Origin of the sequence: Streptomyces sp. 11x1 (assembly GCF_032598905.1) — a bacterium.
Lineage (GTDB): Bacteria > Actinomycetota > Actinomycetes > Streptomycetales > Streptomycetaceae > Streptomyces.
Genome location: NZ_CP122458.1, coordinates 7,165,140 through 7,184,354, shown reverse-complemented (window position 1 = coordinate 7,184,354; position 19,215 = coordinate 7,165,140). Strand labels below are relative to the sequence as shown.

General features: G+C 69.5%; 20 protein-coding genes and 2 pseudogenes. 16 read left to right on the top strand and 6 right to left on the bottom strand.

Annotation, left to right across the window (positions count from 1 at the left end; translation table 11 throughout):
• Positions 1-10: 10 nt before the first annotated feature.
• Positions 11-2,206 carry an FtsK/SpoIIIE domain-containing protein gene (locus P8T65_RS31595; protein WP_316728586.1) on the top strand — a complete coding sequence of 732 codons (2,196 nt, stop codon included), beginning with the start codon at positions 11-13 and terminating at the stop codon, positions 2,204-2,206.
• Positions 2,207-2,336: 130 nt separating this feature from the next.
• Here the strand turns inward: P8T65_RS31595 and P8T65_RS31590 are convergent, their stop codons facing one another.
• Positions 2,337-2,765: an excalibur calcium-binding domain-containing protein gene (locus P8T65_RS31590; protein WP_316728584.1), complete on the bottom strand. Its 429-nt coding sequence runs from the start codon at positions 2,763-2,765 to the stop codon at positions 2,337-2,339.
• A 150-nt stretch (positions 2,766-2,915) separates the two neighbouring features.
• Here P8T65_RS31590 and P8T65_RS31585 point away from each other — a divergent pair, with 150 nt between their 5' ends.
• The 11 genes from P8T65_RS31585 (at position 2,916) to P8T65_RS31535 (ending at position 11,226) form a co-directional block, all read left to right on the top strand.
• A complete protein-coding gene (locus tag P8T65_RS31585) occupies positions 2,916-3,116 on the top strand; it encodes a hypothetical protein (RefSeq protein ID WP_316728583.1) in 201 nt (66 codons plus the stop codon).
• A gap of 192 nt (positions 3,117-3,308) precedes the next feature.
• Positions 3,309-3,734: a PASTA domain-containing protein gene (locus P8T65_RS31580; protein ID WP_316728582.1), complete on the top strand. Its 426-nt coding sequence runs from the start codon at positions 3,309-3,311 to the stop codon at positions 3,732-3,734.
• 77 nt (positions 3,735-3,811) lie between these two features.
• Positions 3,812-4,015, top strand: a complete 204-nt coding sequence (locus tag P8T65_RS31575; protein ID WP_316728581.1) for a hypothetical protein — start codon at positions 3,812-3,814, stop codon at positions 4,013-4,015.
• 582 nt (positions 4,016-4,597) lie between these two features.
• Positions 4,598-5,071: a hypothetical protein gene (locus P8T65_RS31570; RefSeq protein WP_316728580.1), complete on the top strand. Its 474-nt coding sequence runs from the start codon at positions 4,598-4,600 to the stop codon at positions 5,069-5,071.
• Complete coding sequence (locus tag P8T65_RS31565) at positions 5,055-6,698, top strand: hypothetical protein (RefSeq protein WP_316728579.1); 1,644 nt, start codon at positions 5,055-5,057, stop codon at positions 6,696-6,698. The genes P8T65_RS31570 and P8T65_RS31565 overlap by 17 nt, the downstream gene beginning before the upstream one ends.
• Positions 6,699-6,711: 13 nt before the next feature.
• Entirely contained in the window at positions 6,712-6,927 is a 216-nt protein-coding gene (locus P8T65_RS31560; RefSeq protein WP_316728578.1) for a hypothetical protein, read from the top strand.
• Positions 6,900-8,234 carry a phage portal protein gene (locus P8T65_RS31555; protein ID WP_316728576.1) on the top strand — a complete coding sequence of 445 codons (1,335 nt, stop codon included), beginning with the start codon at positions 6,900-6,902 and terminating at the stop codon, positions 8,232-8,234. The genes P8T65_RS31560 and P8T65_RS31555 overlap by 28 nt, the downstream gene beginning before the upstream one ends.
• Positions 8,231-9,172 (top strand): hypothetical protein, encoded by a 942-nt coding sequence (locus P8T65_RS31550; protein ID WP_316728575.1) that lies wholly within the window; start codon positions 8,231-8,233, stop codon positions 9,170-9,172. Before P8T65_RS31555 ends, P8T65_RS31550 begins: the two co-directional genes overlap by 4 nt.
• 43 nt (positions 9,173-9,215) lie before the next feature.
• Positions 9,216-9,968: a hypothetical protein gene (locus tag P8T65_RS31545; RefSeq protein WP_316728574.1), complete on the top strand. Its 753-nt coding sequence runs from the start codon at positions 9,216-9,218 to the stop codon at positions 9,966-9,968.
• 15 nt (positions 9,969-9,983) lie between these two features.
• Positions 9,984-10,835 carry a P22 phage major capsid protein family protein gene (locus P8T65_RS31540; RefSeq protein WP_316728572.1) on the top strand — a complete coding sequence of 284 codons (852 nt, stop codon included), beginning with the start codon at positions 9,984-9,986 and terminating at the stop codon, positions 10,833-10,835.
• Between the two features lie 19 nt (positions 10,836-10,854).
• Complete coding sequence (locus P8T65_RS31535; protein ID WP_316728570.1) at positions 10,855-11,226, top strand: hypothetical protein; 372 nt, start codon at positions 10,855-10,857, stop codon at positions 11,224-11,226.
• Between the two features lie 185 nt (positions 11,227-11,411).
• Here P8T65_RS31535 and P8T65_RS31530 read toward each other — a convergent pair whose 3' ends face one another.
• On the bottom strand, positions 11,412-12,857 hold the full coding sequence (locus P8T65_RS31530; RefSeq protein WP_316728569.1) for an amidohydrolase family protein: 1,446 nt from the start codon (positions 12,855-12,857) through the stop codon (positions 11,412-11,414).
• 201 nt (positions 12,858-13,058) lie between these two features.
• On the opposite strand from P8T65_RS31530, the gene P8T65_RS31525 reads away from it, so the two are divergent.
• Positions 13,059-13,928 (top strand): LysR family transcriptional regulator, encoded by an 870-nt coding sequence (locus tag P8T65_RS31525; protein WP_316728568.1) that lies wholly within the window; start codon positions 13,059-13,061, stop codon positions 13,926-13,928.
• 1,255 nt (positions 13,929-15,183) lie between these two features.
• On the opposite strand, the gene P8T65_RS31520 is transcribed toward P8T65_RS31525, so the two are convergent.
• Positions 15,184-15,591: a PIN domain nuclease gene (locus tag P8T65_RS31520; RefSeq protein ID WP_316728567.1), complete on the bottom strand. Its 408-nt coding sequence runs from the start codon at positions 15,589-15,591 to the stop codon at positions 15,184-15,186.
• Positions 15,588-15,821: a type II toxin-antitoxin system VapB family antitoxin gene (locus P8T65_RS31515; RefSeq protein WP_316728566.1), complete on the bottom strand. Its 234-nt coding sequence runs from the start codon at positions 15,819-15,821 to the stop codon at positions 15,588-15,590. Before P8T65_RS31515 ends, P8T65_RS31520 begins: the two co-directional genes overlap by 4 nt.
• A 453-nt stretch (positions 15,822-16,274) precedes the next feature.
• Here P8T65_RS31515 and P8T65_RS31510 point away from each other — a divergent pair.
• A pseudogene (locus P8T65_RS31510) lies at positions 16,275-16,703 on the top strand (transposase); the annotation flags it as partial.
• 2 nt (positions 16,704-16,705) lie between these two features.
• Here the strand turns inward: P8T65_RS31510 and P8T65_RS31505 are convergent.
• Together P8T65_RS31505 and P8T65_RS31500 are read right to left on the bottom strand one after the other, a co-directional pair.
• A pseudogene (locus P8T65_RS31505) lies at positions 16,706-17,082 on the bottom strand (carboxymuconolactone decarboxylase family protein); the annotation flags it as partial.
• A gap of 170 nt (positions 17,083-17,252) precedes the next feature.
• Complete coding sequence (locus P8T65_RS31500) at positions 17,253-18,311, bottom strand: TIGR03086 family metal-binding protein (RefSeq protein WP_316728565.1); 1,059 nt, start codon at positions 18,309-18,311, stop codon at positions 17,253-17,255.
• A 98-nt stretch (positions 18,312-18,409) separates the two neighbouring features.
• On the opposite strand from P8T65_RS31500, the gene P8T65_RS31495 reads away from it, so the two are divergent.
• Together P8T65_RS31495 and P8T65_RS31490 are read left to right on the top strand one after the other, a co-directional pair.
• On the top strand, positions 18,410-18,736 hold the full coding sequence (locus P8T65_RS31495) for a metalloregulator ArsR/SmtB family transcription factor (RefSeq protein ID WP_316728563.1): 327 nt from the start codon (positions 18,410-18,412) through the stop codon (positions 18,734-18,736).
• A gap of 11 nt (positions 18,737-18,747) precedes the next feature.
• On the top strand, positions 18,748-19,191 hold the full coding sequence (locus tag P8T65_RS31490; protein WP_316728561.1) for an SRPBCC domain-containing protein: 444 nt from the start codon (positions 18,748-18,750) through the stop codon (positions 19,189-19,191).
• Positions 19,192-19,215 lie beyond the last annotated feature (24 nt).

Genomic DNA, 19,215 nt, shown 5'->3' with positions numbered 1-19,215 from the left:
AACCGCCAGCATGACCGACACCATCAGGCGCATCAACGGGCACGCCGAACCGGCCGTGTCCCTCCTCAAGTTCGCCCCCGAACCGGAGCCCACCGACCCCCTAGAGGCCGACGTCGTCGAAGCCGTCGACCGCCCGGACAACCCGCTCGCCGACTGGCTCACCGTCCCCGACGCACCGATCCTGCCCGTCTGGGCCCGCTCCGCAGCGTCCATCAAGGCCAACACGGCGGCATTCTGCCGACTGTCCTGGTGGCACAGCCGCTACCACCTGCTCCGCGTCCCCAAGTACACGTTCCGGCTCGGCGGGCTGGCCACCAAAGGCGCGTGGCGGGGCGCCCGCGGCCTGTGGCCGACCCTCGCCGCCCAGGACCAGACAGCGGCCGTAAAGGCGCTGAGGGCGAAGTGCAAGGCCAAGCCCGAGGACGTCGACCTTGCCGTCCGGTACGCGCTGCTGCACCGGGAGCGCACCAAGTCCCGCCGCTGGCGGTGGGGTGCCGCCGCCGTCGCCGTCACCGCCGCCGCGGCCGGGTTCGCGCTGGCCGACCCGCTGCTACAGACAGCCATGGCCGCCGCCGTCATCGTGCCGCTGGCCTACCTCGGCCGTGGCGAGGACGTGCAGCTCCTCGACAACCCCACCCCGCCCCTGAAGGTGGACATGTCCGCGCAGCAGCTCAACGACGCCCTGCGCGCATCCGGGCTGCTCAAACAGGGCAAGGGCGACGACGAAGGACCGCGCAGCACCTGCGTCATGGGCCCCGTGAGGGACGGGCGAGGCTGGTCCGTCATCTTCGACCTGCCCAAGGGCGGCGGGAAGACCGCAGCCGACGTCCTCGCCAAGCGGACCGCGATCGCCGCCGAGCTCGGTGTCGACGAGATCCAGGTCATTGCCTCCCGCGTCCGCGCGGCGGCCGGCGGCAACGCGGGCCGGGTGTCGATGTGGGTCGCAGACGATGACCCGTATCTCGGGGACCCGAACCCGTCACCGCTGGTCAAGTCTGAGACGTTCACCGTGTGGGACCCGATCCCGTTCGGGCAGGACGCCCGCGGCAACCGCATCACCGTCCCCATCATGTGGCAGTCCCTGTTCTTCGGCGGCCTCCCCCGGCGGGGCAAGACGTTCACTCAGCGACTCATGACCGCCGCCGGCCTCCTCGACGCCTACGTCCGGCACTACGTCGCCGACGGCAAGGGCGGAGCCGACTGGATGCCCATGAAGGCCGTCGCCCACCGGCTCGTCATGGGTGCCGAGGATGACGCCGTCGAAGCGCTGAAGGCGATGCTGAAGGAACTGCTCGCGGAGATGGAGCGCCGGTTCGTGCTGCTCCGCGGACTCCCGGTGTCGGTGTGCCCGGAGGGCAAGCTGACCCCAGCCATCGTCGAGAAGTACAACCTGCCGGTCATCTTCGTCACGATCGACGAACTGCAGGAGTACTTCACCGCCATGGACAAGGACGACCGCGACCAGGTCATCAACGACCTGTGCCGGATTGCTCGCCGCGGGCCGGCCGCCGGGTTCATCAGCAACTTCGCCTCGCAGCGGCCCGACGCCGAGTCGGTACCCACCAAGCTGCGGGAGATCATCACCCTCAGGTACTGCACCCAGGTCGTCGACCAGACGTCCTCCGACATGGTGCTGGGCAAGGGCAAGGCCGCCCAGGGTGCTGACGCATCCGTGCTGTCCGAGGACCACCACGGTACAGGCGTCCTGGTCACCGGCCCTGCCTCGTTCGTGACCGTGCGCGCCGACTTCCTCGACGGGCCCGCGTTCGCCGAACTCTGCCAGCGCGGCCGTGCCCTGCGCGTCAAGCACGGCCAGCTCACCGGCGACGCCGTCGGCGACGTCAGCGCGGCCGCCGACCAGGCCGGCGTCACCATCGCCCCCGTGCTGTCCGACTGCCTCGACGTGATGCGGCACGCCGACCGTATGCACACCGTCGTCCTCCTCGACCGGCTCGTGAATGTCGACGAGGACCGCTACGGCGACTTCGACGCCGAGCGCCTGGCCGCCGAGCTGGAAGCCGCCGGCGTCGACCGCACCACGAAGCAGGTGAAGGTCGACGGGAAGAACCTCGCCGGCTACCGCAGGGCCGACCTTGAGGCCGCCGTGCCCGCCGAACTCCTCCTCGCCGCACGACAGGTAGAGGCCGCCCCCTCTACAGACCCGTCTACGGACACGGCCGTCGAGGACAGCGGGCAGGGCGCCTGATGTAGAGGGGGCCCGCTACCCCGGTAGTGACCTTGGTAGTGGCCCCCCACCTGTAAAGTAATGCCCGTAGAGGGGTGCAGGCCAACCCCCGAGGATGGGTTCCTCGGGGGCCTTTTCGTAGGCCCGAACGCTACGACTCGCACCCCACGCCGTCGCCGTCCCGGTCCAGGTGCCGCCCATACCCCGGCTCCCCGGCGTACACAGGTGCTGCCCCAGCAGCTCGCGCCTCGTCGCAGTTCTCGTAGTACACGTCCGCAGTCGTCGGATCCGCAGGCTCAGGCTCAACTGGTTCCGGCTCCGCAGGTTCCTGGTCCACAGTCTCAGTGATCGTTTCCTCTGGGACAGGAACTGCCGTGGCTGTCACCGTGGCCGTCTCCGTCACGGCCGGCCTCGTCGACGGCACACCAGGCGGGGAAGTCGTCGGCGAAACGCTCGACGGCGAGGGCGACTCTGGCGTCTCCTCCTCTCCAACCCCACACGACGAGAGAACCGCCCCCAGGGCAAGGAAGATCACGAGAAGGCCGATGACCACACTAACGATGCGCCCCAGCCACCCCATCGCCGCCCACCGCCGCCGAGCCCACCACGCAGGCCCTCGACCCCGTCGCCCGTCAGTGCCAGCCATAGCCACCACCACCGCCGTACCAAACAGCCACTGGCAATCAGTGCACCACGGCCCCGAGCACCCCGCACGTTGCACACTGGCGGCATGGAGTCGCTCATCATCCGGCCCGGCCACCTCACCGCCCACCAGACCGCGCAACTGCTCGGCATCACCCTCGGCGGCGTCCGCAAACTCGTCCAACACGGCCGCCTCACCCGCTCCGGCGGCACCGACCGGCAACCCTGGTACGCCGTCCCAGACGTCACCGCCCTCGCCGCCGAACGCCCCACCCGCAACGCCGCTTGACCGCAGGTCAGCCCCGTGTCACGATCCCGGTGTACAACTGTGCCCTCAACCGGCACCACAGACGCACGACGAAGCCCCGACTCGGTCCCCCCGGTCGGGGCTTCGTCGTGTCACAGCACAGTCACATCGACTTCACGTCGTCCTCACATGCCGCATGATGACCCCTCAGCAACAAAACGCCCAGGGGGGACCATGCGCACCCGAACCATCGCAGCAGCACTCGCCGCTGCAGCCCTGCTCACGCTCACCGCCTGCGAGGGCACCAGCGACAGCAGCTCCAGCAAGCCGGACACCACCGCCGAGGCCACCAGCAGTCAGACGAAACAGGACACCAGCCCCACCGAGACTGAAACGGACGCGCCCGCCACCGAGGCCGGCGCCGACGAGGCCGAGCCGGAGACCAGCGAGGTGCCCGACGTCGTCGGCATGAACCACGGCGAGGCGCAGAGCCTGCTGCGCAGCAAAGGCTTCATGGTCAACGAAGAGGACGCGTCGTCCGAGGGCCGCTGGGTCCTCGACAACAGCAACTGGAAGGTCTGCCGCCAGGACCCGGCGCCCGGCGCCACGGACGCCCTCCGCGTCGCCATCTACTCCGTCAAGCTCGACGAGTCCTGCTGACCATCCACAGGCGCACGACAGAGCCCCCGGTGACCTGAACCCGGGGGCTTTGTCGTGCCCGGCACAGGAGGGAAACCATGCAGCGCTCCGCCGTCATCGAGACGGAGATCCGCGACCTTCCCCCCGAAGACGGCTGGCGCGTCGTCGAGAAGACCGGCCGCGCGAGCGTCACATGCCCATGCGGCCTCAGCACCGGCCTCGTCGCAGCCACGGACGCACTGCGCACACTGCAGGAGCACATGGGGCACGGCCAGGGGCGCACAGCGCTCGCCATGGTCTGATGCCCCGTAAGGCCATGCAGGTCTGCCCCACACCAGGCTGCCCCACCCTCACCCCCGGGGGCCGCTGCGAGGCATGCCAGGGCAGGGCGCAGCGTGCGCGCCCCACAGCAGCGTCCAAGGGCTATGACGCGCGCTGGGCACGCACACGATCCGAGTACCTGAGAGCGCATCCGTACTGCGAGTGCGACGAGTGCGAGGCCATGCCCGCACTGCTACGTCCCAGAGCTACGGAGGTCAACCACCGTGACGGACTCGGGCCCCTCGGACCACGTGGCCACGACTGGATCAACCTGCAAGCCATGACCAAGGCTCACCACTCTCGCGAGACAGCGAAGCACCAGCCCGGAGGCTGGAACGACCGCCCAGAGTGACCAAATGGCATCGTTGCAGGTCAGAAGCCTGAGAGATTACAAAAGCCCAGGTCAGAGGCTTGCCAGGGGGTGGGGGGTGACCCCTGGCCAGTAGGGGGCCCAGAACGCCGGGGAGGGCTCCGGGGGGTCCGTCGGGTTCAGAAGGTCAGGATCGTCACGCAAGGTGACGGTGCCCAGTGCTGCGCAAGGCAGCGTGGAGGAGTGATCACCAATGCCCAAGGGTGGAGCCCGCGTTGTCTCCGGCCCGCCGCCGGACCCTCGCTCACTGCGGCAGTCCAGGCCGATGAACGCCGCCGGCTGGTCGACGCTCCCCGCAGAGGGCCGTCCCGGTCCGGCTCCGGAGTGGCCGCTGGTCACGCAGACCGATCGGGAGATCGTGCTGTGGGATGACCTGTGGTCCCGCCCGCAGGCCGTGGCGTGGGAGGCCCTGGACCAGCGCTACGAAGTCGCGATGTTCGTGCGGAAGCTGGCCGAGGCGGAGTTGCCGAAGGCGTCGGTCGAGCTGCAGAAGGTCGTCCGCCAGTACCTGGATTCGCTGGGCCTGTCCGTGCAGGGCATGCTCCGCAACCGGTGGAGGATCGCTCCGGCCGTCGAGGAGGAGCAGCCGGAGGAGCCGGTGGAGGCGCCTCGGAGGCCGAGCGCGCGTGACCGCTTGAGGGTCGTGCCCCGTGGCGAAGGCGCCTGACCTCGACGGCTTCGTCGTCGACTTCCCCACCCTGTGGATCGTCCCGGACTGGATCGAACGCCACTGCCCGGTGCCCGACGGCTTCCGGGCCGGCGAAGACCTGGAGCTGTACCCGTGGCAGCTGTGGTGCACGGTCAACCACTACCGCGTGAAGCCGACGGCGACCTTCGGGCAGCTGGCGCCGGCGTTCCACAACCGGCGCTCGCAGGTGGTGGCACCGCAGAAGACCGGCAAGGGCCCATGGTCGGCGACCATCGTCCTGGCCGAGGCCGCGGGCCCGGTCGTCTTCAACGGGTGGGCCCGCGGCGGCGAACGGTACCGGTGCGCGGATCACGGCTGCTCGTGCGGCTGGTGGTACGAGTACGAGGCGGGCGACCCGATGGGGACGCCGTGGCCGACCCCGCTGATTCAGCTGATGGCGACCTCCGAGTCGCAGGTCGACAACGTCTACCGGCCGCTGCAGTCGATGGTGAAGAAGGGCCCGCTGAAGGAACTGATGCGGGTGGGCGAGGAGTTCACGCGGGTCGGCGAGGACGGGAAGATCGAGACGGTCACCTCGTCGGCTCTGTCTCGTCTGGGCAACCCGATCATCTTCGCGATGCAGGACGAGTCCGGGCTGTACACGACGGCGAACAAGCTGCGGAAGGCGGCGGAGACGCAGCGTCGTGGTGCGGCGGGCATGGGTGGCCGGTCGATGGAGACGACGAACGGGTGGGATCCGTCGGAGGACTCGGTGGCGCAGACGACGTCCCAGGCCAAGGCGCGGGACATCTTCAAGTACCACCCGCAGGCCCCGAAGGCTCTGTCCTACGGCAACAAGCGGGACCGCCGGAAGATCCACACGGTGGTGTACGCGGGCTCAGCGCACGTCGACCTCGACGCCATCGAGGCCGAGGCCGCCGAGATCATGGAGAAGGACCCGGCGCAGGCCGAACGGTTCTTCGGCAACCGGTGCGTGGCCGGTTCGGCGGGCTGGCTGGACGGCACGAAGTGGGCGGCGAAGGCCAGGCCGCGCAGGGTGCGGCCGATGACGCGGATCGTCCTCGGGTTCGACGGCTCGGACATGGACGACTGGACGGCGATCCGCGCCGAGACGATGGACGGCTACCAGTTCACCCCGTTGTACGGGTCGAACGACGAGCCGACCATCTGGAACCCGGCCGACTACGGGGGCCAGGTCCCGCGCGCGGAGGTCCGCGCGGCAATGGACCAGCTGATGAACCGCTACGACGTGGTCCGGCTGTACGCCGACCCGCCGTACTGGGACACCGAGGTCGATGAGTGGGTGGATCTGTACGGCGAGGAGCGGGTGATCTGCTGGTACACGCGCCGCATGGTGCAGATGCATGCGGCGGCCGAGCGGCTGAAGACGGACGTGCTGAAGCGGAACACCGCCGACGGGCAGCGGGCGGCGGCGTTCACGCACGACGGCTGTGAGCTGACGCAGTCGCACATCGAGAACGCCCGCCAGGCCGAGCGGCCTTCCGGGCTGTACGTGCTCCGCAAGGCGAGCCCCGTCCAGAAGATCGACATTGCGGTGTCGTCGGTGCTCGCGCACGAGGCGCTCGGTGACGTGATCGCGGCGGGCCTGGCGGAGCAGGAAGTGTCCTACTACTACGGCTCGTGAAGGGGGGCGTTCTATGGCCACCCTGGGCGAGGCGCTGCAACTGGTGTCCCTGCTGGAGTCGGAGCTGATCCGCCGGCAGACGGAGATCGACCAGAACAACGACTACTACCGGGGCAAGCAGCCGCTGAAGTTCGCATCCGACGACTTCGCCAAGTTCCACGGGGCCGCTACAAGGACTTCAGCGACAACTGGGTGCAAGTCGTGGCCGATTCACCGGTCGAGCGGCTGACCGTGACCGGCTTCCAGGCCGCCGGCGAGATGAAGGCCGACGCGGACCTGTGGGAGGTCTGGCAGGTCAACGGCCTCGACGGCGACTCCCAGCTCGGCTTCCTGGGGGCGGTCAACAGCGCGCGGTCGTTCGTGCTGGTGTGGGGCGACCCCGACAACGAGGACACCCCGGTCGTCACGTTCGAGGACGCCGCGCAGTGCATCGTGGCCTACGAGCCCGGCTCGCGCGTGAAGCGGCGGGCAGGGCTGAAGCGGTGGCAGGACGGCAACTGCGACTACGCCACTCTCTACCTGCCCGGCCAGCTGTGGAAGTTCGAGCGGCCGCTGCTCAAGCAGAGCAAGTCCCCACAGATGGCGGACGTCGACGAGGCGATGCGGCTGTGGGTGCCGCCCGGGGCCGAGGGGCGGATGCAGTCGTGGCAGCCGCGCGATGAGGAGCGCCTCGGCGAGCCGAACCCTCAGGACAACCCGATGGGGCTGGTGCCGCTGGTGGAGCTGCCGAACAAACCGATGCTGGTGGGCGATCCGATCTCGGACGTCACGGGCGTGGTCGCGATGCAGGACGCGATCAATCTCGTGTGGGCGCAGCTGTTCACCGCCTCCGACTACGCGTCGTTCCCGCAGCGCGTTGTCCTCGGCGCCGAGCGGCCGATGATCCCAAAGCTCAACAGCGCGGGTGAGATCGTCGGCAAACAGCCCGTGGATCTGGCGAAGTTCGCCGTCGACCGGGTCGCGTGGATCACCGGCAAGGACGCCAAGATCGCCGAGTGGCAGGCGGCGAACCTCGCCGCGTACACGCAGATCATTGAGGTCGCCGTGGGCCACCTCGCCGCGCAGACCCGCACCCCGCAGCACTACCTCATCGGCAAGATGGCCAACCTGTCCGGCGACGCGCTGCTGGCCGCCGAGACCGGCCTGGTGAAGCGGGTCGACGAGAAAAAGTTGTGGTTCGGCCAGGCCCTGCGCGAGGTCGCCCGCCTGATCTACCTCGCGCGCGGCGAGGACTCGAAGGCGAAGGCGATGCGGGCGGGCGCGGTGCTGTGGGCCGACTCGGAGTCCCGCTCCTACGCGCAGCTCGCGGACGCCCTGGTGAAGCTGAAGGACATCGGCTTCCCCTTCGAGTGGCTGGCCCTGCGCTACGGGCTCACGCCGACGGAGGTCGCGAACGTGGTCGCGATGCGCGAGCGGGAGGCCGAGATGGACCCGATCGCCGCCGCCACCCAGGTGCTCGCCCAGCGCGGCCCCCGCGACGTTGAGGACGAGGACGTCGCCGAGGACGAGGACGCGGAGGAAGGGGCGCTCGTATGACGGTCCCGCCCGAGGCGCAGGCGCATCAGGCCGACCGTGCCGTCCAGGCCGCGGTGACGGCGGCCGCGGTGCGCGCGGTCTGGGGCTCCGTCGATCCGGAAAACCTCGAAGCGTCCTGGCTGACGCAGGCCGCCGTGGCCGCCGAGCTGATCCGCGCCGGCCAGCTCGCCGCCGCCTCGATGGCCGAGGCCTGGCTCACCCAGGAGACCGGCCCCGGCGAGGGCGCCGTCAACCCCGAGACGGCCGTCGCCGCCGCCGGTGACCTGACCGGGCCGCTGCTGTATCCGCTGCTGATCGCCCTCAACCGGCTACGCCGCGGGTTCTCGGTGGCAATGTCGATCCTGTCGGGGGCCGCGTTCCTGGAGATGGTCACCCGCTCCCTGGTCGCGGACGCCGGACGGATCGCCGACATTGCCGGGATGATCGCCCGCCCGCGCGTCGTGTCCTACGTGCGCGTGGTGCACCTGCCCGCGTGCGCGCGCTGCATCATCCTCGCGGGCAACGAGTACAGCCTGAGCGACGGATTCCTGCGGCACCCGCGCTGCGACTGCACGCTCGCCCCGCGCCGCCCCAGCGACACCTGGGAACTGGCCTCCCCCGGGGACCTGTTCGCAGAGATGACCGCCGCCCAGCAGCGTCGCGCGTTCGGCGAGGCCGGCGCGAAGGCCATCACCGAGGGCGCCGACATCGGGCAAGTCGTCAACGCCCGCCGGGGCATGACGACCGTCACCCGCTACCGGCGCACCGTCCAGGCCACCACCGAGGGCACCACCCGGCGCGGCTTCTACGCCTCCCGCCGGAAGAAGTTCGAGAAGGTCCCCGGCTCGAAGTACGCGCGCGCGAAGACGCCACGGCTGATGCCCGAGGAGATCTACCGCCTGGCCGACGACCGCGAGCACGCCATCCGGCTGCTCAAGCGGTACGCCTACATCGTCTGACCGGACGCAACGCCCGGCAGGTCCACCCGCAACGGGAGACATCATGCACGCACCCCTGCCCGTACACCCGCTCACCGGCCTCACGGCCGTCGGCTGGCGCAAGGCCCGCCCCGGCGAGGACGACGAGCGGTACCCGATCTGGCCCATCGTCGGCGGCGCCGAAGACGAAGACGACGACCAGGACGACGACGGCACCGGCGACGGTGACGACGACGGCCAGGACGAAGGCGCCGACGACAGTGAGGCCGGGGACGGCGGGGGCGGCAACGACGAGGACGAGGACGACGCGGACCCCGAAGGCGCCGACCAGCTCGGCGACAAGGGCAAGCGCGCCCTGGCCTCCATGAAGGGCAAGTGGCGCAAGGAGCGGGACCAGCGCCGTGACCTCGAACGCCAACTGGCGCAGAAGGGCCAAGGTGGCGATGACGACGCCGTGGCCAAGGCGACCGCGGCCGCAACGGCTGCGGCGAACACCCGCATCGTGAAGGCCGAGATCAGGGCGGCCGCCGCGAAGAAGCTCGCAGACCCGCGCGACGCGCTCAGGTTCCTCGACCTCGAACAGTTCGAGGTCGACGCGGACGAGATCGCCGAAGCGATCGAAGACCTGATCAAGTCCAAGCCCTACCTGGCCGCCGCACCGGCAAGGCCCAGGTTCCAGGGCACCGGCGACGGAGGGGCAGCGCGCAAGGCGGGCCGTCCGAAGCAGCTCACCGAGCGCGACCTGAAGAACATGTCCGCCGAACAGATCGTCAAGGCCCAGGACGAGGGCAAGCTCGACGACCTTCTCAGCGGCTGACCATAGGAGGGCCCCGTGTCCATCAACAACTTCAAGCCGCAGATCTGGAGCGCCCGGCTCCTGGTCGCGTGGCGCAAGTCCCTCGTCTACGGCGGGCCCATGGTGGTCAACCGGGACTACGAGGGCGACATCGCCGAGTCCGGCGACGTCGTCAAGATCACCTCCATCAGTGACCCGACGATCTCGGACTACGTGCCGAACTCGACGGTCATCACCCCGGAGGAGCTGACCGACGCTCAGCGCAACCTCGTCATCGACCAGTCGAAGTACTGGGCGTTCAAGGTCGACGACGTCGACAAGCGGCAGGCCAAGGGCAACGTCATGCCCGAGGCCATGAGCCGCGCGGCCTACCGGCTGCGCGACGTCGCCGACCAGTACGTCGCCGGCCTCTACACCGGGGTCGCCGCGGGCAACAACCTCGGCACGATCTCGGTGGTCGCGGCCACGCCGACGGACGCCTACGACGACGTGCTGATCCCGCTGAAGGTCACCCTCGACGACGGCGACGTGCCCACCGAGGGCCGCTACTGCGTGGTCCCGCCCTGGTTCACCGGGCGCCTGCTGCGCGATGACCGGTTCGTGCGCGCCGACGCCTCCGGCACCACCGACGCGCTGCGCAACGGGTTCGTCGGCCGGGCGGCGGGCTTCAACATCGTGCAGTCGAACAACACCCCGAACCCCACCGGTGACGACAACGTCATCCAGGCCGGGGTCAACGCGGCGATCAGCTTCGCGGAGCAGATCAACAAGACCGAGGCCTACCGGCCGGAGTCGTCGTTCTCGGACGCCGTCAAGGGCCTGGCGCTGTACGGGGCGAAGCTCGTGCGCCCCGACGGCATCGCCATCGCCACCGCCTCCCAGACCTGAGGAAGGGGAACCACCTGCCATGGCAACCACCCAGGTGCCCTACAGCAATCTCGTCGCGAACAGCAGCCTGGCGCAGCCCGCCGGGACGACGCTGGTCGCGGCGCCGACCAACGACATGCAGATCTCCGACGCCGTGCCGGAGTACACGGTGCTGCGGGTGTCGAACACCGACGACGACACCGACCTCGACATCACGGTGAAGGCCGGGGACAACCCGCCGGCGCTCGCCGCCGGGCAGGGCGACCTGGTCGTCACCGTCGCGTTCGGCACGACCCGGTTCATCGGGCCGTTCGAGTCGGGCCGGTTCATCCAGCCGGACGGCTCGATGATGATCGAGTCGGAGACGACGACCGGCACGATCACCGCCCTGCGTATCCCGCGGAGCGTGTGATGGCGGGAGCAGAGGAGTTCACGGAACAGGAGCTGGCGGCCGCGCTGCAGCTCCTGCGCAGCCGCCGCAGCGCGGCCGCCCGGGCGCGGCCCCCGGTCAAGGACGAGGGGAGTCGTCGGCGTCGAGTACGCCGACGCGGTCGTCGCCGTCGCCGTCGGTTTCGGTGTAGGTGACGAAGCGCATGACTACTTTCCGGGCTGCTGGTGTTCCGGAGCCGCCTGGAGTTCCGACGACATGCTGGCAATGAAGCCCCATGCTTCCGGCGGGGTGCCGGGCAGGGGGCGCCCGGCGTCGGCGAGCCGGGCGAGGACTGTTTCGGCCGAGGCGTCCGCCCGTGCGAGCAGGGCCGGAAGGTCGGTGCCGGTGAGGAGGCCGTCGCGCTTGGCGAAGCGGCCGGCGACCAGGACGTGGCGGACGTCGGCGGGGGTGGTCTGGAAGACGAGGGTGCCGGCCGGGTCGAGCTGCGGGTGCTGGGACATGCCGGGGCCGCCGGTCACGATGATGTCGGCCTGCTTGCCGGGGGTGAGGCTGCCGATGCGGTGATCGAGTCCGATCGCCTCGGCCGCGTTGACGGTGGTCCATGCCAGTGCCTCCTGCGCGGTGACGGTCACCGTCGTGGGGTCCCCGCCGGCGAGGTTGAGGTCCTCGGTGTCGGCCCAGCGTTGAAAGGCCAGACCCATGCGGGTCTGGGTGAACAGGTCGCCGGTGTTGAGGGAGACGACGTCGCAGGACAGAGTCGGTTTGATGCCGTGCCGGCGGGCGGCTGCGAAGGCGGGGCGGCCCATGCCCATGTTGAGTTCGGTCTCCACCGAGATCGACAGCTTGGCGCCGTGGTCGGCCAGCAGGCGCCACTCCTCGTCGGTGAGGGTGTTGCAGTGCACATGGACCTGGTCCGGTCCGAGCAGGCCCGCCGCAGCGAATTCGCGCACGCCGCTCGGCAGTGACCACACGCAGCCGGTGTGCGTGACGATCAGCGCGTCGTGTTCGCGGGCAGCGGCGATCTCGGCGCGGGTGGTGTCGAACGGCCGCGTGCCGTACTCGGTGAGTGCCACCCCGAGGGTCAGCAGCGCGTCCCGGCTCGGGAAGTGGGTGTCGGCGACGCGCCGGAAGTCCGCTAGGCGCAAGGCGTGATCGGTAAAGTGCGGCGGCTGGAGCGGGTTCGACTCGAAGAAGCCGTAGCCGAACACCGCGCGGATCCCCGCGTCCCGCAGCCCGGTGATCGCGGCGTCGGCGTGCTCGGGCGTGTTGTTGCAGTGCGAAAAGTCCAGGATCGTGGTGACGCCGGAATTCAGGGCGTCCAGGGCGCCGAGGTGATTGCCCAGGTGGACGTCCTCGGCGAGGTAGGCCGGTGAGACGCCGAGCCGGATGCCGAACAGGTAGTCCGCCAGGGTCCAGTCGGCACACAGGGCGCGCAGCTGCGTCTGCCAGGTGTGCCGGTGGGTGTCGATCATGCCGGGTGCCACGATGTGTCCCGTGACGTCCACCGTCTCCGCCTCCTCGACGGAGAGGTCCGGTGCCACCGCGGCGATCACACCGTCCTCGATCAGCACGTCGCCGCGGGACAGGTTCCCCAGACGCGGATCCATGGTGAGGACGGTGCCGCCGCGCAGCACAACGCGATGCCGAGCCATGATGATGACTCCTTCGTCATCCGAGCCACAGAGGCATTGCCTCCCGTGGACTCACCTCACCAGAGGAGGAAGCCGGGGATCATCAGCCGAAATGGTTGTGGACCGGCCGTAACCGAGGTGTTGACGGCTCGGTCTCCTCTGACGTAAACGGAAGCACCGGCAGCGCGGGCCGTACGGAGCGGGAGGCACGGAGGCACAGGCATGGACATCCGGGCGCTCCGCTACGCGGTGACACTGGCGGAGGAACTGCACTTCGGCAGGGCGGCGCAGCGGCACTACATCAGCCCCCAGCCCTTCGGCCGCCACATCCAGCGGCTGGAACGGGAACTGGGCACCCAGCTCTTCGAACGCACCAGCCGCCGGGTGACCCTCACCCCTGAGGGCGAGCGGCTGATCGCCGAGGCCCGGACTCTGCTCGACACCGTGGACTCCCTCACCAAACACCACCACCGCCGCCGCGCCACCGACGAAAAGCTCCTCACGCTGGGAGTCTTGGGATTCGGACTCGCCGAACGCTGGACGGACCTGACTGCGGCGGTGCACGGCCACGATCCCGGGATCGCATTCTCCTACGCCGAACTGGACCTGGCCGATCAGTACGAAGCGGTCCGCAGCCACCGGGTCGACGTGGGCATCGTCCAGTACGTCGGCCCCGTCGACGGGCTCGTCTTCGAGCACGCCCTGACCATGCCCCGGGTCGTGGTCGTCCCCGCCCGCTCCCCTCTCGCCGACGCCGACCGTCTGACCGAGGCCGACCTCGGTGACAGCCCGTGGCTGCCTACCGCCCTCGCTCATCCCGCGCTCGAAGCGTGGTCCGGCCCCGCCGCCGACGGATCCCACAGCCGTGGCGCCCTGCGCCACCCGGCCGCCATACCAGGAGCCGTAGCGACAACCGGCTGCATAGCCCTGCACGCCGAAGCCGCCGGACGCTTCTACCCACACCCGGACGTCCGGTTCGTCCCGCTCGACGGACCGCCCGTGGAGATCGCCGTCGCCACCCGCGCAACCGACGACCGCCACGCCATCGCCGCCGTCCGCCACGCCACGCGCCTTCTCGACAGGGTTCCGTGAGTCAGCCAGGGGAATCCGCGGTGGTGTTCCGCCGGCGCATCCCGGCGCGGGCTTTCGGCGCTGCCGCTCGCCTCGCTGGCGCCACAAGCGAAGAACAGGCGGTCGCGCCTTCCATGGTCTGCCTGCCGCCCGCTCAAAGAGTCCGGCGATGTCCACCGGCGCATTGGCGGAGTCCCTTGAAGGTCGTCTGCAGCCCTGCACGAGGTGAGTCGAACGATGTCGTCGAGGGCCCCGGTGGCCCGATGGCGATCGCTTGTGTGTTCCCAGCGCCGGCCGTCGCGAAGCGTTGCGCGGCCCGTGGGGACCTCGTGGTGCCGCCTGCGAACGGCGACGTGTCGCTAGTCCCACGGCAGCCCCGGAGTGATCGACCTTCCGTTGTCCGTTCCTGATCCCTGTGTCCCATCAGCGTCCCAACTCGGGAGCTCACCAGCCGGACAAACAGCCCGCCATGTATGCACGAACCCATGGACTCACCCATCGGTGCAGGTCAGTGACTCAGGGCGGCTTCGCCGCCCGCCGTGGGGCGGGTAAATGGGCGCAACAAACACCCCGTAGCCCTTGATCAACACCGCGCCGCGGGGTGGCAGCGCAGGAGGCGAGGTCAGCTACCTGCGGTTTTGCCCGCGCCGGACAGTATTTACGCGTCAGAAGGGTGCCAACCATCGCACAGAGAACCGTCGTTGAAGTCGCGAGCAGCGGATTCAGTCCGTTGGCCCAAAGTCCTGAATCCGCGCGCCCGCTGAGACGTTTCCGCAGGTCACAGCCCTGCGCTGGTGGGGCGGGTGGGACTCGAACCCACGGCCGACGGATTATGAGTCCGTTGGGGATCTTGGCGGTCCTTGCGTTTCTTCACTCATTTTTGGCGTTTTTGCAGGTCAGGGCTGTGAACCTCTGCTGGTCCTTCGCAGCCCTTGTCAGTCTGTGCCTGTCCTTGTGGCCTCAACGCGGCCTCAATGAGGCCCTCGGCGCCCGGAACGAAGGCAAGGGCGGACGGTCACTCCTCGCGAGCGGGCCTCGAACCCTGTCCGCAGCGGATCGCCCTTCCAACGCGCAGAGGCTCCGCCCCCGGGTCGGGGCGGAGCCTCTGTAGCCGTTTCAGCAGGCCAACGTCTTCGGTGCTGGTTATCGCTCAGCGACGACCTACCTGTGATGTCCGCAGGTCAGGAGGTACCGGTCGCAGCGGAACGTTTACCGGAGGGTGCCTGCCGGACCAAGAGCGGCTGAACCAAGTTCGGGCTGACTGCGGGTCACAGCGTCAGGTCCGCACGTCGCGTTGCTGGACCTCCTTGAGCACCCCGGCGACCGTTGCGAAGTCGTTGTCCACATGGAGCACGGTGCGCCCGTGATGCACCGCGGTCGCGCACAGCAGCAAATCAATCGCCCCAGCCGCCCGATGCTGACCTTGTTGCGTGAGCTTGTACTGGGCGGTCTCGACCCAGCGCCAGGCGGTCTTCGGAACCGGCGAGAGCAGGCAGAGAGCGTCCAACTCCTCAGCAAGCTCGTCCCGGTGAGCCGGACTGATCGCCGAGTAGAGAAACTCCGTTCGCGTCGGCTCGCAGATGTGGAACACCCCGGCAGCGATGTGCCCCTCCCAGGGCCGCAACGCACCCGGGATGCGGAACAAGTGCCACAGAGCAGAGGTGTCCAACAGGTACGTGATCATTCGAAGGCCGCTCGCCGCACACGCTTCTGCGCGTCACGCGCCGACGACGCCTGCTCGAACTCACCCCGCGCGCCCCGCGCAGCCAGCTTCTCCGCGGCCTCAAGCCGCTTGATCCGCGCCACGTAGTCCCGCAGAGCCGCGTTGACGGTCTCCTTCTTCGTCGTGGCACCCATGAGCCGCATGGCTTCCGCGAGCGCCTCGTCATCGAGATCAATCTGGGTCACCGACATCGGACACCTCCAGCATCCACGATGTACATGCCTACGATACAGCACCAACATAGGCGATCACGCTTCGGGCGGAACCGGTGGGACGGCCGGGGTCATCGAGCTCACAGTGGCGGAGGTTCGGCGACTCCTGGCAGCTTGTCGGCCCCGGCCCCCGCACCTGCGCGGGCACCGGGGCCGATGCCACGCGATGAACTGGTCGAACGGGCGTCGGCGACGCCAAGCAGTCGCCCGGCGCTGCCATTACCAGCGGCGACGGCACACGTTCGAGGGGCGGCCTCCCTAAGACCACCTCTCACCACTCCATGACCCGCTACACTCCAGCCGTCCAGCGAAAGGCGCAGGTCAGACAGCGAAATCCTGCTGGAGTACTAGTAGTGCTTGGTCAGGTGGGCTGTGCTGGTGCGTGTCCTTCGGGTCCGGTGTGGCGTTGAAGGGGGTGTGACTCCGGACGAGATGGCTGCGGTGCGTGGTGAGTTGGAGGCGTTCGCGGAGGAGGTGTTCGAGCCGTTCGCGCGCAGGGACCAGCGCCGGTGGGGGCAGGTCTACCTGCGGGGGCTGCTGACCGACGGCAAGCGCAAGTCGGTCGAGCCGATGGCCGCCCGGCTCGGGGCTGACGGCAACCGTCAGGCGCTGGCCAACTTCATCACCACCAGCCCCTGGGACGCGGCGCATGTCCGGGCCCAGCTGGCCTGGCGGATGGAGGCGGCCATCGGGCCCAGGGCCGTGGTCTTCGACGACACCGGGTTCCTGAAGGACGGGACCGCCTCGGCGTGTGTGTCGCGGCAGTACACCGGCACCGCCGGCAAGGTCACCAACTGCCAGGCGGGCGTCTCACTCCACCTCGCCTGCGACCATGCCTCGGTGGCGGTCAACTGGCGGCTGTAGCCCCCCGGGTTGTGCACGATCACGTTCATCCGGGTGGCCGCGTTGATCAGGGAGACCAGGCAGACCAGGGCACCGACCTGGTCGTCGTCGTAGTGCCCCCGCACCTCGGCCCAGGTCTCGTCGGACACGCCGTGGTCGCCGAGCCGGGGCCTTCCTCGGCGAGCGCCGGCGCGGCCCGCTCGGCCTCGGTGAACCCGGTGCTATGCCGCCAGGCGGCGACCAGGTTGAGCCGGAGCGCGGTTTCACCGGCGGCTGCGGCCTCCTTGGTGTTGACGTCGACGCAGAACCCGCAGCCGTTGATCTGGCCGACCCGCAGCTCCACCAGTTCCCGCAGGGCCTTCGGCAGCTCCGCGGTGCGGGTGACCCCGGCCCCGGCGCCGAACCCACCCCCCGCCCTCCTCCCTGGTCACCTCCGAGGTGCGGATGCCCTTCGTTCACGCGGGATCGTCGCGCCAGTCCACGGCGTGCGCGGCGACGCGGTCGGGCGGCAGCCGTACCAAGAGTTGCTTGCCGGTTGCCGGTTGCCGGTTGCCGTCCTGTGGGTGGTCAGTCGCTCCACTCGGGGTTCCTGCCGCTGGCGCCGAGCGCACGGTGGAAGGCGGGCGCGTCGAAGGCGACGGGTACGGGTGGGCCGAAACTGCCGTTGGCCCGGGCCTGGTCGGCGATCTGCTCGACCACGCCGAGGGCGACCTCGGCGGTCTCCTCGCCGACAGAGAAGGTCTGGCCGGTGGCGCGGGCCAGATCCCAGCCGTGCAGGGCGAGCTCCTCCAGGGTGATCGTGGCCGCGAAGGCGGCCGGCATCTCTCCCGGTCCGAATTCGGTCGTGCCCTCGTAGGCCGCAGGGTCGACCCAGGCCGAGGCCGCCAGCTCAGCGGCCTCGGCGACGGCAGCGGGAGACATCGACAGGGCGTCGCCCTCGCCGGCCTGTGGTTCTTTGCGGGCGGCGCGTGCGGACGACATCAGGGTTGTTCCCAGGTGGTCGAGGAGTTCGTGGACGGTGAACTTCTCGCACGGGGTGCGGTCGCCGAGCTGGTCGCCGCGGACGGCGGTCGCCGTGGCGGCGACCGCGGCGGCGCATTCCCGGATGGCGGGGTGCAGGGTGCTGTGCTGGGTGTTCATGAGTCTCTCCGTGAGATGAGTCATCGGATGGGTCGGTAGCGTCAGCCGGGGAGGTCGGCCGGGGTCAGCCGGTGAAGAAGGGCGCCGGTTTACCCGTCTCGGCGTAGGCCTTGAGCTGGGTGAACTTCGTCGCCCAGCCGTAGGTGAAGTCCCGATAGGCTCGTCGACGGCCGGGAAGCCGCTGTGCGTGAAGCGCAGCGTGACGTCGCCGTCAGGTCGGGTGAGGACCTCGTAGGTCTGGGTGGTGTCCGTCCAGGGGCCGTTCTCACCGGCCAGGACGAGCCGCTTGCCGGGCTCGGCCTCGGTGACCCGCAGTCGCCACGGTTCCGGCACTCCCGGGAAGCTCAGCTCGTGCCGGCCGCCCACGCCCTGGGCGGCGGTGGCGGTCGTGGTGAACCAGCCGTGGATGCCTTCGGTCGTGGAAATCGCCGCGTACACGGTGTCCGGGTCGGCCTCGATGTGCAGCCGCATCGCGATGTCCGCCATGACGTGTGCTCCTCACCTCTGCCTCGGCGCATTCTTTAGCCATGACTAAAATGACATGCCTTCGGCGGCAAATTCAAGTGGCGGCTAAAATGATGTTCATGGATGCGGTACAGGCGGTCGCCGAGCCCAGGCGGCGCGAGATCCTGCGCCTGGTCTGGGACACAGAGCTGTCCGCGGGCGAGATCGCGGAGCGTTTCGACGTCACCTTCGGGGCGGTCTCCCAGCACCTCAAGGTGCTCAGGGACTCCGGCCTGGTCAAGCTGCGCCAGGACGGCAAGAAACGCTTCTACCGGGCCGACCGCGAGGCCATGGGACCACTCGCCGACTATCTTCAGTCCATGTGGGCCGCCAAGCTCGACGCCCTCGCCGCACTGGCGGAGGCGGCCGAGCGGGCCGACGGAGCCGAACCGCCCGAGAACTCCTGAAGGGCCAGATCGTGAGCACAACAGGCGCAGTGACGGTCGAACGGCGCATCGCCGCACGGCCCGAGACGGTGTTCTCCTTCTTCGCCGACCGGGACAGGTGGCTGTCCTGGATGGGCAAAGACGGCGAGTTCAGCTTCGAGCCCGGGGGCTCCTACCGGACGAACGTCAACCGCGATCACGTCGCCGAGGGCCGCTTCGTCGAGATCGACCCACCCAAGCGGCTGGTCTTCACCTGGGGCTGGGCCGAGGACGACGAGATGCCCGTGCCGCCCGGTTCGACGACGGTGGAGATCACCCTGGAACCGGTCGACGGCGGCACTCTGCTGCGCCTGGTCCATCGCGGCCTGCCCACCCCGGAGGCGCGCGCCGCGCACGAGGAGGGCTGGGCCCATTACGTGGACCGCCTCGCGACCGTAGCGGCGGGCAGCGACCCCGGGCCCGATATCTGGATGTGATCCCTGCGCCACATCCACCGGGCC

Bases quoted from the DNA above. Each gene is read 5' to 3' on its own strand.
- P8T65_RS31595 (WP_316728586.1), top strand. From the start codon at position 11: ATGACCGACACCATCAGGCGCATCAACGGGCACGCCGAACCGGCCGTG.
- P8T65_RS31590 (WP_316728584.1), bottom strand. From the start codon at position 2,765: ATGGGGTGGCTGGGGCGCATCGTTAGTGTGGTCATCGGCCTTCTCGTG.
- P8T65_RS31585 (WP_316728583.1), top strand. From the start codon at position 2,916: ATGGAGTCGCTCATCATCCGGCCCGGCCACCTCACCGCCCACCAGACC.
- P8T65_RS31580 (WP_316728582.1), top strand. From the start codon at position 3,309: ATGCGCACCCGAACCATCGCAGCAGCACTCGCCGCTGCAGCCCTGCTC.
- P8T65_RS31575 (WP_316728581.1), top strand. From the start codon at position 3,812: ATGCAGCGCTCCGCCGTCATCGAGACGGAGATCCGCGACCTTCCCCCC.
- P8T65_RS31570 (WP_316728580.1), top strand. From the start codon at position 4,598: ATGCCCAAGGGTGGAGCCCGCGTTGTCTCCGGCCCGCCGCCGGACCCT.
- P8T65_RS31560 (WP_316728578.1), top strand. From the start codon at position 6,712: ATGGCCACCCTGGGCGAGGCGCTGCAACTGGTGTCCCTGCTGGAGTCG.
- P8T65_RS31550 (WP_316728575.1), top strand. From the start codon at position 8,231: ATGACGGTCCCGCCCGAGGCGCAGGCGCATCAGGCCGACCGTGCCGTC.
- P8T65_RS31545 (WP_316728574.1), top strand. From the start codon at position 9,216: ATGCACGCACCCCTGCCCGTACACCCGCTCACCGGCCTCACGGCCGTC.
- P8T65_RS31535 (WP_316728570.1), top strand. From the start codon at position 10,855: ATGGCAACCACCCAGGTGCCCTACAGCAATCTCGTCGCGAACAGCAGC.
- P8T65_RS31530 (WP_316728569.1), bottom strand. From the start codon at position 12,857: ATGGCTCGGCATCGCGTTGTGCTGCGCGGCGGCACCGTCCTCACCATG.
- P8T65_RS31525 (WP_316728568.1), top strand. From the start codon at position 13,059: ATGGACATCCGGGCGCTCCGCTACGCGGTGACACTGGCGGAGGAACTG.
- P8T65_RS31520 (WP_316728567.1), bottom strand. From the start codon at position 15,591: ATGATCACGTACCTGTTGGACACCTCTGCTCTGTGGCACTTGTTCCGC.
- P8T65_RS31515 (WP_316728566.1), bottom strand. From the start codon at position 15,821: ATGTCGGTGACCCAGATTGATCTCGATGACGAGGCGCTCGCGGAAGCC.
- P8T65_RS31500 (WP_316728565.1), bottom strand. From the start codon at position 18,311: ATGGCGGACATCGCGATGCGGCTGCACATCGAGGCCGACCCGGACACC.
- P8T65_RS31495 (WP_316728563.1), top strand. From the start codon at position 18,410: ATGGATGCGGTACAGGCGGTCGCCGAGCCCAGGCGGCGCGAGATCCTG.